The organism is Egicoccus sp. AB-alg2 (assembly GCF_041821065.1).
Taxonomy (GTDB): domain Bacteria; phylum Actinomycetota; class Nitriliruptoria; order Nitriliruptorales; family Nitriliruptoraceae; genus Egicoccus.
The window spans coordinates 16245-30254 of the sequence record NZ_JBGUAX010000010.1 but is presented as its reverse complement, the minus strand read 5'-3'; the positions used below and the strand labels follow the sequence as shown (position 1 = coordinate 30254).

15 protein-coding genes are annotated in these 14010 nt (G+C 73.1%); 8 read left to right on the top strand and 7 right to left on the bottom strand.

Annotation, left to right across the window (positions count from 1 at the left end; all coding sequences use genetic code 11):
- Positions 1 to 55: 55 nt before the first annotated feature.
- Together ACERM0_RS18880 and ACERM0_RS18875 are read right to left on the bottom strand one after the other, a co-directional pair.
- Positions 56 to 1516, bottom strand: coding sequence for an aspartate aminotransferase family protein (locus ACERM0_RS18880; protein ID WP_373680185.1), 1461 nt, complete (start codon positions 1514 to 1516; stop codon positions 56 to 58).
- Positions 1517 to 1606: 90 nt separating this feature from the next.
- Complete coding sequence (locus ACERM0_RS18875) at positions 1607 to 2560, bottom strand: UDP-glucuronic acid decarboxylase family protein (RefSeq protein WP_373680184.1); 954 nt, start codon at positions 2558 to 2560, stop codon at positions 1607 to 1609.
- Positions 2561 to 2759: 199 nt separating this feature from the next.
- On the opposite strand from ACERM0_RS18875, the gene cysC reads away from it, so the two are divergent.
- Together cysC and ACERM0_RS18865 are read left to right on the top strand one after the other, a co-directional pair.
- On the top strand, positions 2760 to 4121 hold the full coding sequence (gene cysC / locus ACERM0_RS18870; RefSeq protein WP_373680183.1) for an adenylyl-sulfate kinase: 1362 nt from the start codon (positions 2760 to 2762) through the stop codon (positions 4119 to 4121).
- Between the two features lie 110 nt (positions 4122 to 4231).
- The gene (locus ACERM0_RS18865) at positions 4232 to 4657 is read left to right on the top strand and encodes a hypothetical protein (protein ID WP_373680182.1); all 426 of its coding nucleotides are present in this window, start codon (positions 4232 to 4234) and stop codon (positions 4655 to 4657) included.
- On the opposite strand, the gene ACERM0_RS18860 is transcribed toward ACERM0_RS18865, so the two are convergent.
- A complete protein-coding gene (locus tag ACERM0_RS18860; RefSeq protein ID WP_373680181.1) occupies positions 4632 to 5183 on the bottom strand; it encodes a GNAT family N-acetyltransferase in 552 nt (183 codons plus the stop codon). The genes ACERM0_RS18865 and ACERM0_RS18860 overlap by 26 nt on opposite strands.
- Before the next feature lie 77 nt (positions 5184 to 5260).
- Positions 5261 to 5599, bottom strand: a complete 339-nt coding sequence (locus tag ACERM0_RS18855; RefSeq protein WP_373680180.1) for a YciI family protein — start codon at positions 5597 to 5599, stop codon at positions 5261 to 5263.
- Positions 5600 to 5841: 242 nt separating this feature from the next.
- Between ACERM0_RS18855 and ACERM0_RS18850 the strand changes: the two genes are divergently transcribed.
- On the top strand, positions 5842 to 6633 hold the full coding sequence (locus ACERM0_RS18850) for a hypothetical protein (RefSeq protein ID WP_373680179.1): 792 nt from the start codon (positions 5842 to 5844) through the stop codon (positions 6631 to 6633).
- Positions 6634 to 6676: 43 nt separating this feature from the next.
- Here ACERM0_RS18850 and ACERM0_RS18845 read toward each other — a convergent pair whose 3' ends face one another.
- Together ACERM0_RS18845 and ACERM0_RS18840 are read right to left on the bottom strand one after the other, a co-directional pair.
- Positions 6677 to 7084: a hypothetical protein gene (locus ACERM0_RS18845; protein ID WP_373680178.1), complete on the bottom strand. Its 408-nt coding sequence runs from the start codon at positions 7082 to 7084 to the stop codon at positions 6677 to 6679.
- Positions 7081 to 7356, bottom strand: coding sequence for a hypothetical protein (locus tag ACERM0_RS18840; RefSeq protein WP_373680177.1), 276 nt, complete (start codon positions 7354 to 7356; stop codon positions 7081 to 7083). Before ACERM0_RS18840 ends, ACERM0_RS18845 begins: the two co-directional genes overlap by 4 nt.
- Before the next feature lie 163 nt (positions 7357 to 7519).
- On the opposite strand from ACERM0_RS18840, the gene ACERM0_RS18835 reads away from it, so the two are divergent.
- The 3 genes from ACERM0_RS18835 (at position 7520) to ACERM0_RS18825 (ending at position 8447) form a co-directional block, all read left to right on the top strand.
- A complete protein-coding gene (locus tag ACERM0_RS18835) occupies positions 7520 to 7858 on the top strand; it encodes a nuclear transport factor 2 family protein (protein ID WP_373680176.1) in 339 nt (112 codons plus the stop codon).
- The gene (locus ACERM0_RS18830) at positions 7810 to 7944 is read left to right on the top strand and encodes a hypothetical protein (RefSeq protein WP_373680175.1); all 135 of its coding nucleotides are present in this window, start codon (positions 7810 to 7812) and stop codon (positions 7942 to 7944) included. The genes ACERM0_RS18835 and ACERM0_RS18830 overlap by 49 nt, the downstream gene beginning before the upstream one ends.
- A gap of 74 nt (positions 7945 to 8018) precedes the next feature.
- Positions 8019 to 8447 carry a VOC family protein gene (locus ACERM0_RS18825; protein ID WP_373680174.1) on the top strand — a complete coding sequence of 143 codons (429 nt, stop codon included), beginning with the start codon at positions 8019 to 8021 and terminating at the stop codon, positions 8445 to 8447.
- A 314-nt stretch (positions 8448 to 8761) separates the two neighbouring features.
- Here ACERM0_RS18825 and ACERM0_RS18820 read toward each other — a convergent pair whose 3' ends face one another.
- A complete protein-coding gene (locus tag ACERM0_RS18820) occupies positions 8762 to 9889 on the bottom strand; it encodes a diguanylate cyclase (RefSeq protein WP_373680173.1) in 1128 nt (375 codons plus the stop codon).
- A 1428-nt stretch (positions 9890 to 11317) separates the two neighbouring features.
- Here ACERM0_RS18820 and ACERM0_RS18815 point away from each other — a divergent pair.
- Positions 11318 to 13159: an NADPH-dependent assimilatory sulfite reductase hemoprotein subunit gene (locus tag ACERM0_RS18815; protein WP_373680172.1), complete on the top strand. Its 1842-nt coding sequence runs from the start codon at positions 11318 to 11320 to the stop codon at positions 13157 to 13159.
- Entirely contained in the window at positions 13156 to 14010 is an 855-nt protein-coding gene (locus ACERM0_RS18810) for a phosphoadenylyl-sulfate reductase (RefSeq protein ID WP_373680171.1), read from the top strand. The genes ACERM0_RS18815 and ACERM0_RS18810 overlap by 4 nt, the downstream gene beginning before the upstream one ends.

Below are 14010 nucleotides of genomic sequence, written 5' to 3'. Positions count from 1 at the left end.
GCGTGCGGTGGTCGACGGGCGGCGGGCGGCGGGCGGCGTGCCGTGATGGGCGCGATCAGCCGGCCGTGGTCGGCTCGCTCGCGGCGGTCGCGGCCGGCTCGGCCACGGCGATGGCGGCTCGCAGCATCGACGCGACCGTGCGGTCCACGTCGTGGCGGTCGGTGGCCCAGTTGGAGACCGAGATCCGCATCAGCCGCCGGCCGCGCCAGGTGGTGCCGGTGACGTAGGCGACCCCCTCGCGCTGCACGGCCGCGATCACGGCGTCGTTGTAGGCGTCGGGGTCGTGGTCGGCCGGCGGCAGCCAGCGCACGAGCACCTGGTTGAAGACCACGTCGTTGACGACCTCGGCGCGGCCGCTGCCGGCCAGCTCGGCGGCGAAGCGGCGGGCCAGCTCGCACGTGCGCTCGACCATCGCCGCCACGCCGCTGCGCCCGAGCGAGCGCAGGGTCGCGTACACGCCCATGCCGCGGGCCCGCCGCGAGAACTCCGGGTTCCAGTCCATCGCCTCGCGGACCTCGCCGTCGCCCTGCACCAGGTAGCTGGCCCGCACGCTCATCGCCGCCCGGTGCGCGGCCGGGTGTCGGCAGATGGTGACGCCGCAGTCGTAGGCGACGTTGAGCAGCTTGTGCCCGTCGGTCGACCACGAGTCCAGCCGCGCGAGGCCCTCGGTGAGGTGGGCGTGCGCCGGTGAGGCGGCCGCCAGCAGCCCGACCGCCCCGTCGACGTGGACCCAGGTCGGGTTGCTGCGACCGCGGTGGTCGTCGGCCAGGTCGGCGAGCACGGTGAAGCGGTCGAACGCGCCGGTGTTCACGTTGCCCGCCTCGGCGCAGACGATGGTCGGGCCCTCCAGTCGGGCCAGGGTGGCGCGCAGCTCGTCGAGGAGGTAGCGGTCCTGGTCGTCGCAGGCCACCTCGACGACGTTGCGCTCGCCCAGCCCGAGGTAGCGCAGGGACCGTCCGATCGTGACGTGCCGGCCCTCCTTGACGACCACGTGGATCCGGGGCGCGCCGGGCAGGCCGTCGGCCTCGACGTCCCAGCCGACCTCGCGCAGGACCTGGTCGCGGGCCGCGGCCAGGGCGGTGAAGTTGGCCATCTGCCCGCCGGTGACCAGCCCGACGGAGCAGTCGGCCGGCAGCCCCAGCAGCTCCACCAGCCAGCGGGTCGCCACCTCCTCGACGACGGCCGCGCCCGGGGTCGGGGCGTACAGTCCGGCGTTCTGGTCCCAGGTGGCGACCAGCAGTTCGGCGCCGTAGGCGGCCGGGTGGAGCCCGCCGATCACGAACCCGAAGTAGCGGCCCGAGCCGTGGGCGGCCACGAACGGCGACAGGTCGCGGGCGAGGTCGCCGACGACCTGCTCGGCGGGTGCGCCGGTCTCGGGCAGCGGCCGGTCGACGACGGCACGGATCTCGTCGGGCGAGGTGTCGGGATACACCCGGCGGTCGGGCAGCGAGGCGAGGTAGTCCCGCGCGGTGGGCAGGACCGCGTCCAGGACCGCGTCCCAGTCGGAAACGTGCACGGCGGTCTCCAGTCTCGATGAGGGCGTCAGCCGCAGTGTCCCACCGCGACCGGTCGACGTCCCCGCCCCCGCCGAACCCGGCTGGTCGGCTCAGAGTTGGTCGCGGAACCAGGCGATGGTGCGCTGCAGCCCCTCGCGCAGATCGACTTTGGGCTCCCAACCGAGCTCGCGGCGGGCGACGGTGATGTCGGGCCGGCGCACCTCGGGGTCGTCGACGGGCCGTTCGGTGTCGACCAGCTCGCTGCCACCGCCGACGATGTCGAGGATGAGCTCGGCCAACTCGCGGATCGACACCTCGTGCGGGTTGCCGATGTTGACGGGCTCGGAGTAGTCGGCCACCAGCAGGCGCAGGATCCCGTCGATGAGGTCGTCGACGTAGACCAGCGACCGGGTCTGGGCGCCGCCGCCGTGCAGCGTGATCGGCTCGCCGCGCAGCGCCTGGCCGATGAACGTGGGGACCGCCCGGCCGTCGGCCATCCGCAGGCGTTCGCCATAGGTGTTGAAGATCCGCACGACCCGCACGTCGACCTCGTGGGTGCGGTGGTAGGCGTAGGTCATCGCCTCGGCGAAGCGCTTGGCCTCGTCGTAGACGCCCCGCGGCCCGATCGGGTTGACGTGTCCCCAGTACGTCTCCGGCTGCGGATGGATCTGCGGGTCGCCGTACACCTCCGAGGTCGAGGCGAGCAGGAACCTCGCGCCCTTCTCCTTCGCCATGCCCAGCGCGTTGTGGGTGCCCAACGAGCCGACCTTCAGGGTCTGGATCGGCAGCTGCAGGTAGTCGACCGGCGACGCGGGCGAGGCGAAGTGCAGGATCGCGTCGACCGGGCCCGGCACGTGCAGGTAGTTGGTGACGTCGTAGTTGACGAACGTGAACCCGGGCCGGCCGAACAGGTCGTCGACGTTGTCGAGCCGGCCGGTCACCAGGTTGTCGACCGCGGTGACCCGCGCTCCAACGTCGAGCAGGGCCGCGCACAGGTGGGAGCCGAGGAAGCCCGCACCGCCGGTGACGACGACGTGCCGGCCTGACAGCGAGTCGAAGTGCACCGCAGGACCCCCTCCTACCGACCGGATGCCACGCTAACTGGTCGTCCGGGCCGGATCGGCCGGGCCGGAGACGTCCCTGCGGACAGTACGCTCCCCCGCTGCCTTCGCGGCCGGCGTCCGTATGCGATCGCGGACGACGCCACGCCCGGCAGGCCCACCCGCCGCCGCGGGCAACCCTGCCGCCGACGACGGAGGACACGTGAGCGACACCCATCTCGAGGCCGGCCGCACGTCAGGCTCGGGCTGGTCCGACGCGGACCGCGTGCAGGCGTTGCGCGCGGCCTCGACGTCGTGGCCCTCGTACGACCTCGCGGCGACACAGGTCGACGACCTGGAGCTGGTGCTCGACGGCCTCCTCGATCCCCACGTCATCGAAGTCCCCACGGACGTCGCCGACGGCTGGGAGCCGGGCGACCGGGTCGCCCTGCGCGACCCGGAAGGCACCATGGTCGCCGCACTGGAGGTCACGGCGGTCGCCCCGGGCGCCGCGGGTGCGGTGCGTGTCGACGGGCACCTCGAAGGGGTCGCCCGTCCGCAGCGGTGGACGTTCCGTGACCTGCGTCCGACCCCGGCCGACCTGCGCGAGCAGCTGGCCGTCCACGACACGGTGCTGGCTGTCGTGACCGACCGGGCCCTGCACCTCGACGACGTCGAGCACCTGCGCGCCGAGGTGGGCAGCAACCGCGCCCACCTGCTGCTCGTGCAGCTGGAGCGCAGCGAGCTGGGCGCCGACGCGACTGCCGCGGTCACCCGCGCGCTGGGGGCGGTCCTGCCCGAGCTGCGGGTACCGACCACGCTGGCGTTGCTGCCGTCCTCGCCGCGTCTGCACGCCGACGACATGGAGGAGCGCCTGGACGCGGTGGCCCGGGCGCTGGGGGCCCACCAGCGGATCCGGCTCGGCCGTCTGGGCGCCGACGTCGACGCCGCCATCCGTGCCGGCGACACGGTCGCCACCGACGCGACCTACCCGGCGGTGGAGGCGCAGCTGCGTGCCGCGCACCCGCCCCGCCACGACCGCGGCCTGGTCGTGCTGTTCACCGGCCTGTCCGGCTCCGGCAAGTCCACGGTCGCCAACGCGCTGCGCGGCCGGTTGCTCGAGCGCGGCGATCACCGGGTGACGCTGCTGGACGGCGACCTGGTCCGCAAGCACCTGTCGAAGGGGCTCGGGTTCTCCCGCGACGACCGGGCCACCAACGTGCGCCGGATCGGGTTCGTGGCGGCGGAGATCGCCCGGCACGGTGGCGTCGCGATCTGCGCGCCGATCGCCCCGGAGGCGGGCGTCCGCGACGACGTCGCCGCCATGGTGCGCGAGGCAGGGGCCGGGTTCGTGCTGGTGCACGTCGCCACGCCGCTGGAGGTGTGCGAGGCCCGCGACCGCAAGGGCCTGTACGCCAAGGCGCGCGCCGGACTGGTCAAGGGCTTCACCGGGATCGACGACCCCTACGACGAGCCCACGTCACCGGACGTGCGGCTGGACACGACCAGCGCCGACGTGCAGAGCTGCGCGAAGCAGGTGCTCGACCACCTCGTCGACGAGGGCTGGCTGACCGCCGACCGCTGACGGCCCTCCGCGGGGAGGCGGGCCGCGGCGGTCGCGACCGCTCGTGCGAGATCGGAATGGACATGGGGCACCGGGGTCGTACGTCGCGGTGGCGGCGTACCGGCGTGATGGTGGCCGCCACGGTCGTGCTGGCGGCCTGTGGGAGCGGGCCACAGGAGCGCGCGTCGCTGGACGACGAGCTGGCCGACGCCGCAGAGGCCGCCGCCGCTGGCGATGGGCGCCTGGACCTGCACGACGCCACCGGCTTCGACTGGGACCAGCTGGGGGTGTTCCCGCCCTACACGTCCGCCGACGAGGTCGAGCGGCAGCTCGGTGTGCAGATGCCGGCGGCCGCCGAACGGCAGATGAACGCGGACAGCGACGTGTTCCTCGCGTTCGTCGACGACGGCGAGCTGGTCGCCTGGTCCGTGCTCGGTCGCGGGCGCATCGCGGTGCCGCCTCCCGCGGGCGTCTACGAACCGGCCGAGGCCGTCTTCGCCGTGGAACCTCGCGACGATGGCGAGTTCGCGCTCACCGCGATGGACCCCGCTTCGTAGCGGCTGGGCTGGCGGTCGGGCGAGCCAGCGCGTACACGTCGACGTCCACACCGTCGAGGTTCAGGCGGTGGTCGAGCGAGGCACCGAGCTTCTGCGCGATCCGGACCGAGGCGAGGTTGTCGGGCTGGATCAGGTGGATCAGCCGATCGAGCTCCAGCGTCTCCCACGCCCACGCGGCGGCCAGACGGGCCGCCTCCGTCGCCAGGCCCTCGCCCCACCGGGATCGGTCGAGCAGCCACCCGAGCTCGATGCCCGGCCACCCTTCCGGGTGGTAGAGGCCGACCCGTCCGAGCACCTCGCCGGTCGAGCGCTCGGTGACGGCCCACATGCCGTAGCCCCGCAGCTCCCAGTGCCCGAGCAGCGCCGCCACGGCGTGCCAGGCGCGGTCGGGCGGCATCGTGGAGCCGTCCCCGATGAAGCGCATCGTCTGCGGATCGCCGTAGATCCGGCGGAGCGCCTCGACGTCGCTCGGCCTCCAGCCACGTAGCCGCAGCCGCTCGGAGAGGAGTTCCGGGATCTTCGACATACGGGCACCGTAGGCGACGTTCGTCGTCCCGCCGCCGGCGGTGCCAGGACGGGCGCGCCGCGCGGGACCCGCGGCGATCAGACGAGCGGGTCGTACATGATCTCGCGGACCTCCTGGGTGCAGCGGCAGGCCTCGGCGAACCTGGCGGCCCATTCGAGCGCCTCCTTGCGCGAGGGCACGTCGACGACCACGAAGCCGCCGATGACCGCCTTGGTCTCCGGATACGGGCCGTCGGTGATCGTCCCGTCGGTGGCCACCAGGCTCGCGCGCTGCCGTTCCACGCCGCCGCCGAAGATCCACACGCCGGCCTTCTGGGCCGCTTCCACCACCGCGTGGGCGGCCTCGCCCACTTCGGCCAGCTCGTCGTGGAGGTGCTCCATCGCGCCGTCGTCGAACGAGATCAGGTACCGCGCCATCCAAGACCCCCTGGGTCACAGCCACCGCTCACGGGCAGCCTCGCACTCTGACGAGGCTGACGACGGCGGAGGCGGTTCCTCATCGGTCTGGCCGTTCGCGGAGGCTTCACCGGCCCGGTCGAGCGCGAGCGCGACGTCTTCCACCCCGCGGAACTGCAGCTGGCCGGACTCTCCCCGCGGGTAGGGTCGCTGCCATCGGAGGGGGCAGTTTGCGCGTGACGGGTGTGCCGCCGTTGCCACGGGTGCCTGCCGAGCTCCGGCGCCGCCACCGCGTCCTCGACGTAGCGGGATGGTTCGCGGTGATCGGGATCCTGGCCCTGGTGGGCGCGATGTGGGGTCCGGACGAGCTGTCTGCGCTCCTCGGGGTGATCGTTCCGGTCACGGCTGCCGCCGCGAGCCTCCACGCCCTCGCACGCCCGGCGCTGCTGCGGTGGGCGAACCCGTCGCAGGATCTCGAGTTGCCGGCGGCGACGCAGGCGCTCCTCGACGGGACGGTCGTCCGCTGCCTCGGGGTGGCGACGGGCACGGTCAGCGAGGGCGGCGCGGAGTCGGACGATCTGCGGCTGCGGGTCGGATCGCGTGTGCTGCTCGCGCCCGTGGTCGCCGATCTCGACCCGCGAAGGCTGGCGGCGTTGGCGCTGACGGCGCGGACGGCTGACCGCGGCGTCACGACACCGACGGTGCTGTGGGCCGGGGTCGCCGTGCTCGCCGGCGTCGACGGGTGGTGGACCGGCGCCACGGTGGCGGGGCTTCTCGCCGTTGGGTTCGTCGGGATCGGCGCGTGGCATGCCTGGCGTAGTCGTTGGCCCGGCGAGGCCGTCCTGGAACGGACGGGGATGGACGCGGTCCTGTTCAGCCACCTGCTGCTCGGCTGGACGACTGCCGCCCGCAGCGCCCGCGAGGACCCCGAGCACGCCGAGTACGTGTGGAAGCTGTGGTTCACGACGGCGCGCGACCCCGCAGAGCGGGCCGACGGGCTCACCGCCGACAACGTCGACGCCGAACTCGCCCGCCTGCCGAGGTGGGAGGGCTGACCTCGACGACCACGACCGGACCGTGACCCCCCGTCATGCAGGGTCAGCGGCCACGCAGCTGCCGGATACGGGCAACGCGCCGTTGCGCATCGGACCTACGGACCGGGTCCTCGAGCCGGCCCAAGCGGAGACCGGCCAACAAGTACGGGAGGTCGTCGGTGCGGTCTTCGACGGCGATGACCTCACAGATCTCGAACGCTCCCCCGCCGAGATCCCGGACCACGATCCGATGCTCGGCCTCACCATCGATGGCGACCACGATCTTGCCGCAGTCCGTCAGGTCTCCGGTCTTGGCGTAGTCGTGCAGGGGCGTCGGCACGAGCTCGCCGGCGTCGAGCGCCTTGAGAAGGCGGAAGACCTCGATGAGGATGGCTCGGGATCGTTCGGCGAGGCGACGGAGGTCTTGCATCGCATCGTCGCGGAAGCTGACGCGCGCGAACCGCAGGGTCACAGGGCTTCGAGATCGATACCGAACTCCGCGGCCGCCTCCCCGAGCGAGGTCCGGTTGCCGTCGTCCGTGGCGTCACGCTCTCGGATGCGCTGCGCGATCGCGACGTCCTCGGCGACATCGAGCAGCAGTCGGAAGGTCTCGTAGGGCAGGAGAGCGGCGTCTGGATGACGCCGGTCACCCAGGATGACCGGCTCGGCGTCCAGCCCCTGCTCGCGAAATCGACGTACGTGCGCGGGCAGGCGCGTGCGAGCTTCGCTGATGGTCTCAGGCATCGCGACTCCTGTACGTCATCCTGTACACACAGTACGGGACCGGACCGGCAGGTGCCAGTGCCGTCGTGGAGGCGGACCCGCCCCCGGCACCCCACGCACTGCGGCGTTGACAGCGACGCAGCGCACCGGAGACTCACGACGTCGGTACTGATCGGTCCTCGCGATGACACCATCCAGCGAGCGCAGCGGTTCCGCGCTCCATCGCGCCTACCAGCGTGCTTTCGAGGAGCGAGACCGGGACGCGCTCCTGAGTTTGATCACCGAGGATGCGCAGTGGCACGTCTTCGGTGACTCCGCAATGGCCGGCACCGTGCGCGGCCGCGACGAGATCTGGGAGACGTTCTTCGACCCACAGTGGGATGCGCCCAGGCAGATGGAGATCCACGACGTCCTCGACAACGGCGAGCACGTCGTCGCGCTGGGCGAGCTCGCGTTCCACGACGAGATGACGAGGTGCGGATCAAGACGGTCGAGGTCTACCACCACCGGGACGGTCAGCTGACGGAGCGCTGGTTCTTCGTCGACCGCCGGCAGGAACTCGATCGGCTGCTCGATGCGAGCGTCACCGAGGAGTCACCGACCACCTGACGAGGGCATGACGCTCGGACCGGTCCGCTCTGGTAGCTCTCCTCCCTCCATTCGTCGAAGAACGGGAGTCCGGCATGGCGGCGCGCGTCTCGCACACCACGATCAACTGCCTCGACGCCTACGAGGTTTCGGAGTGGTGGAAGCGCCTCCTCGACTACACCGACGTCCCTGGTGATCCCAACTTGCCCGGTGACCCGGAGTGCATGATCGTGGACCCTCGAACGGGCCATCGTCTGCTCTTCATCGAGGTCGCCGAACTCCAGGATCCGGTCGGCCGGGTGCACCTCGACCTCGCCCCCACGGACCTGACTCGGGACGAGGAGATCGAACGCGTCCTCGCTCTGGGTGCGCGCATGGTCGCCGATCGCCGCCGGCCCGACGGGTCGGGATGGGCCGTCCTCGAGGATCCGGCCGGGAACCGCTTCTGCATCGTTCGCAGCGACGCCGAGCGTGCGGCCAGATCGCCGGCAACACCGCCTGAGCGGTCGAAGTCGGCCTCGTAAAAACATCGTCGGCGTACCTCGACGTCGAGGTAGCGGCGCACGGTCGAGGCGACGGCGCACCGGTGCGTCACTGGGCCGACCATGCATCGCTCGCTCGACATGACGCCCGTCCGCGGCCCCGAGTCGAGGCAGCAGCGCAACGTCGATGCAGCGGCGCGCGGTCGAGCCGATGACGCACCGGTGCGCTTTCTGGCCGACCGTGCGTCACTGGGCCGACCGTGCGGCGGTACTCCGACATCACGGCCGCCCGTCGCCCCCGGCCGCGTCCGGGCGCAGGGCTGACGCGACGCCCGCCGCGACCGCGGCGCGGGGGGTCAGACGCCGGTGAGGAGGGTCTGGCCGTCGACGTCGGTGGTGACGACCCGGTCGCCGCCGGCTGCCTTGGCGGCGTACATGCTGCGGTCGGCACGCAGCAGGAGGCTGTCGGCCGTGTCGGCCGGCTCGGCCGCGGCCACCCCGATCGAGCCGGTGACGAACCGCTCCGGGCCAGCGGCCAGCGCCAGCGCCGACAGGCGTGCGCGAATCCGTTCCGCGATGGTGGCGGCCGCCGTCAGGGTCGTCTCCGGCAGCACGATCAGCAGCTCGTCGCCGCCCCAGCGCCCGACGGTGTCGGTGTCGCGCAGCTCGGCGCCCAGGCCCGCGACGATGATGCACAGCGCGTCGTCGCCGGCCGCGTGCCCGTGGTGGTCGTTGCGTTCCTTGAACGCGTCCAGGTCGATCATCGCGACGGACAGGGGCCGCTCGTAGCGGCGGCAGCGGGCCAGCTCCTCGCCCAGCACGGCCTGCACGCGTCGGCGGTTGGCCGCCCCGGTCAGCGGATCGGTGTGGGCCAGCTCCTCCAGCGCCCGGTTGCGGGCCATCTGCTCGGCGACCTGCTCCTTGAGATGCGCAAGCCCGTAGGCGAGTGCGGCCGTGCAGGTGACGTACACCCACTGGCGCACCACCGCCGTCGCGGCCGGCAGCGCTGCGTCCGCGTCCGCCAGCAGCGCCCCGATCAGCGCGGGCAGGCACACCAGCACGAACGCGCCGACGAGCAGGACGGAGCGCCGCATCCCGACCCGCACCGGCGAGGCCAGGTAGAGCAGCAGCACCAGCACGGTGAGCCCCGGACCGATCGACTCCGTGACCACGTCGCGGGCGCGGGTGAGCGACTCCACCCGGTCGCCGCTGCCGTAGAGCGCGGCGCCCAGACGCGCGAGCCACAGCCCGCCCACGGCCACCAGCACCAGCGACTCCGCACGGGCGACGGCCAGGCGCCGGGTCGCCAGCCCCAGCCCGAGCGCGACCAGCACGACGAACAACGCCGGGTAGGCCAACCGCACCGCCGGCTCGAGTTGCCAGCGGAGGACGGCGACCCCGGGGATGAGCGGCAGGGACAGGCCGAGCATGGCGAGATAGACCCGCCGCTTGACCTCGTCCTGCCGCCGCAGAACCACGTCCACGACAGTCCTTCAGGTCCCCCGGGGACGTCCCCTCCCCGGCGGCACACCAGAGCCTAGGAAGCGGCTGCGACACGCGAGCCGGGAACGCGACTCGGGTCGCCGGCGCGCAGCCGATGGCGCAGCCACCGCGCGTTTCCCCGCCGGTCAGCCGTCCGAGACCCTCGCCGGTTCGACGCCCTGCGCCGCTGCCTCGTCCTTGGGCAGTTCTTCGGCGTCGCGCGCTGCTTCGACATCGCCCTACCGGGCGCGGCCGCCGCCGCCCGGGATGTCGAGGTAACGACGCATGGTCGGCCCAGTGACGCACCGGTGCGCCGTCAGCTCGACCGTGCGCGGCTGCCTCGACGTTGCGCTGCTGGCTCGACGTCGCGCCGCTCCGTCGACCGTGCGTCGCGCGCTGCTTCGACGTCGCCCTACCGGGCGCGGCCGCCGCGGCCAGGGATGTCGAGGTAGCGACGCATGGTCGGCCCAGTGACGCACCGGTGCGCCGTCGGCTCGACCGTGCGCGGCTGCCTCGACGTTGCGCCGCTCACCCGACCCTGCGCGGCTGCCTCGACGTTGCGTCGCTCACCCGACTCCGCGCGGTGCCTCGACGCTCACCCGACGGCGCCGGAACGGGGTCTAGGTGGCCAGGGATGTCGAGGTAGCGACGCACGGTCGGCCCAGTGACGCACAGATGCGCCATCAGCTCGACCGTGCGCGGCTGCCTCGACGTTGCGTCGCTCACCCGACACCGCGCCGCTGCCTCGACGTTGCGTCGCTCACCCGACACGGCGCCGGAACGGGGTCTAGGTGGCCAGGGATGTCGAGGTAGCGACGCATGGTCGGCCCAGTGACGCACCGGTGCGCCGTCAGCTCAACCGTGCGCTGCTGGCTCGACGTCGCGCCGCTCCGTCGACCGTGCGTCGCGCGCTGCTTCGACATCGCCCACCGGGCGCGGCCGCCGCGGCCAGCGATGTCGAGGTAGCGACGCATGGTCGGCCCAGTGACGCACCGATGCGCCGTCAGCTCGACCGTGCGCGGCTGCCTCGACGTTGCGTCGCTCACCCGACACCGCGCCGCTCCGTCGACCGTGCGCCACTCACCCGACACGGCGCCGGAACGGGGTCCAGGCGACCAGCGATGTCGAGGTAGCGACGCATGGTCGGCCCAGTGACGCACCGATGCGCCGTCAGCTCGACCGTGCGCGGCTGCCTCGACGTTGCGCCGCTCACCCGACACCGCGCCGCTCCGTCGACCGTGCGCCGCTCACCCGACGCGGCGGACAGGGCACCAACTGATCCCCGGATTCGGCCACAGAACCACGATTTGTCCGTACTTCTCGACCGTTGCGTTCTCACGGTTGGCACCGCCCGGGATCGCGGTCTGCGCGCCGCCCGCCGAACCTGCAGGCCGTCCGACTCCCGTTCCCCACCCCGTCCGGAGCCACCCGTGGCCGACGTCGAACGCATCAAGGCGACCAGCGACTGGCTCGCCGGCGACCTCGCCGCCGAACTCGCCGACACCTCGACGCCCGGGGTGTCCAAGGACTCGACGCAGCTGATCAAGTTCCACGGCATGTACCAGCAAGACGACCGCGACGTGCGTCGCGAGCGACTGCAGGCCGGCCTGGGCAAGGCCATCACCATGATGGTGCGCGCGTCGATCCCCGGCGGGGTCACCACCGCCGAGCAGTACCTCGCCTGCGACCGGCTGGCCGACGAGGTCGCCGACGGCACGCTGCGGATCACCACCCGGCAGGGGCTGCAGTGGCACAAGGTCGGCAAGCTCGACGTCCGCCAGCTCATCCAGACCCTCAACGCCTCCGAGCTGACCACCATCGCGGCGTGCGGTGACGTCAGCCGCAACGTGATGGCCTGCCCGGCGCCGCTGCCGGGCCGTGACGACCTCGCGCCCTACGCCCGCGAGCTGGCCCGCGCGGTGCGGCCGCGCACGCAGTCGTACTGGGACCTGTGGCTGGACGGGGAACGCTCCGCGTCGCTGGTCGAGGAGGCCGTCGACCCGGCCGAGGCCGAGGACGGTGACCTCGACCCGCTGTACGGGCCGACCTACCTGCCGCGCAAGTTCAAGATCGGCTTCGCCCACACCGGCGACAACTGCGTCGACGCCTACACCAACGACGTCGGCATCGTCCCGGTCCGCGACGCCACGGGCACGATCGTGGCGTTCACGCTGCTGGTCGGCGGCGGGCTGGGCATGACCCACAACAAGCCGGCCACCTTCCCGCGGCTGGCCGACCCGCTCGGCGACGTCGCGTCGGACCGGCTGGTCGACGCGGTGAAGGCGATCATCGCGGTCCAGCGCGACCACGGCGACCGTGCGGACCGCAAGCACGCCCGCATGAAGTACCTCGTGCACGAGTGGGGCGTGGACAAGTTCCGGGCCGCGGTCGAGGACCGGCTCGACTTCACGTTCGCGCCCGCCAGCCCGCAAACCTGGGAGGACACCTCCGACCATCTCGGCTGGCACGAGCAGGGCGACGGCCGCTGGTTCCTCGGCGTGCACGTGTTGTCCGGCCGCATCCAGGACACCGAGGAGGTCCGGCTGCGCACGGCGCTGCGCACGCTCGTGGAGCGCCACCACCTCGGCGTGCGCTTCACCCCGGCGCAGAACCTGCTGCTGACCGACGTCGACCCGGCCGTCCGCGACGAGGTGGCCGCGACCCTGCGCGACCACGGCGTGACGCTGCCCGGCGACCTGCCGACGCTGACCCGCAAGGCGCTGGCCTGCCCCGCGCTGCCCACCTGCGGGCTGGCGCTGGCGGAGGCGGAGCGGGCCATGCCCGACTTCCTCGCCGGCTTCGAGGCACGGTTGTCGGAACTCGGCATCGACGGCGAGGCACCACAGCTGCGGGTGACCGGCTGCCCGAATGGCTGCGCGCGGCCGTACTCGACCGAGATCGGCGTGGTCGGGCGCGGCAAGGACCACTACACGGTCCACCTCGGCGGCGATGACGCCGGCACCCGGCTCAACGAGGTGTTCGCCGACCGGGTCAGCCTCGAGGGGGTCGTGGACCTGCTCGAGCCGGCGCTGGCGGCCTGGCGCGACGAGCGCCACGACGGCGAGACGTTCGGCGACTGGGCCGACCGGCTGGGTGTCGACGCGCTGCGGGCCCGCTTCGACGCGGCCGCGTTCGAGCACCAGCGGCTGGCGGGCGCGCGGGCCGGCGCCAGCGCCGGCACCGGCAACAGCGCCGGCTCCCGCAACAGCGCCGGCACCGGAGCCCGCGCCAGCGCCGGTGCCCGCGCCGGCGGGGAGGCGGCGTCGCCATGACGGCCCTGCGACCCGACGATCGGGCCGCGGTCGGTGCGTCGGTCGCCACGGCGCTCGACGGCGATCTGCCCCGGCCCGACGACCGCTTCCGCGCGATCGGTCCCGACGACGACTCGGCGTTCATCCGGCTGCTGGCCGTCGAGGCCGCCGACAAGCTCGAGGACAAGCCGGCCGACCGGATCCTCGCGTGGGCGGCGGGCGTGCTGCCCCGGTTCGTGGTGACCTCGTCGTTCGGGGCCGAGTCGGCGGTGCTGCTGCACCTGCTGGCCCAGGTCGCGCCCGAGGTGCCGGTGCTGTTCCTCGACACCGGCCTGCACTTCGACGCCACCATCGCGTTCCGCCGCCAACTGGCCCGCGACCTGGGCCTGTCGGTGGTCGACCTGCGCCCGGAGCTGTCGGTCGCCCAGCAGGCCACCCGCTACGGCGACGAGCTGTGGGCACGTGACCCCGACGCCTGCTGCGCGCTGCGCAAGACCACCCCGCTGCGCACGGCGCTGCGCTCGTTCGACGGCTGGGCGACCGGCGTGCGCCGGGTCCAGACCCCCGAGCGGGCCGCCACCCCGATCGTCGAGGCCCGCCAGCACGACGAGCGGTGGCTGGTGAAGGTCGCCCCGCTGGCGCGCTGGACCGACGCCGACGTGGACGCCTACCTGCGCGCCCACGACCTGCCGCGCCACCCGATGGTCGCCGACGGCTACCCGTCGGTCGGCTGCGCGCCGTGCACCGCCCGGGTCGCGCCCGGCCAGGACCCGCGGGCGGGGCGCTGGTCGGCGTTCGACGGCAAGACCGAGTGCGGCATCCACCTCGCCGACGACGGCAGCGTCGTGCGCACCACCACCACGCCGGGCTGA

What these genes read in the sequence shown, in the direction of transcription:
- ACERM0_RS18860 (WP_373680181.1), bottom strand. Translation starts at nt 5,183, where the DNA reads ATGTCGAAGATCCCGGAACTCCTCTCCGAGCGGCTGCGGCTACGTGGC.
- ACERM0_RS18855 (WP_373680180.1), bottom strand. Translation starts at nt 5,599, where the DNA reads ATGGCGCGGTACCTGATCTCGTTCGACGACGGCGCGATGGAGCACCTC.
- ACERM0_RS18840 (WP_373680177.1), bottom strand. Translation starts at nt 7,356, where the DNA reads ATGCCTGAGACCATCAGCGAAGCTCGCACGCGCCTGCCCGCGCACGTA.
- ACERM0_RS18835 (WP_373680176.1), top strand. Translation starts at nt 7,520, where the DNA reads ATGACACCATCCAGCGAGCGCAGCGGTTCCGCGCTCCATCGCGCCTAC.
- ACERM0_RS18825 (WP_373680174.1), top strand. Translation starts at nt 8,019, where the DNA reads ATGGCGGCGCGCGTCTCGCACACCACGATCAACTGCCTCGACGCCTAC.
- ACERM0_RS18810 (WP_373680171.1), top strand. Translation starts at nt 13,156, where the DNA reads ATGACGGCCCTGCGACCCGACGATCGGGCCGCGGTCGGTGCGTCGGTC.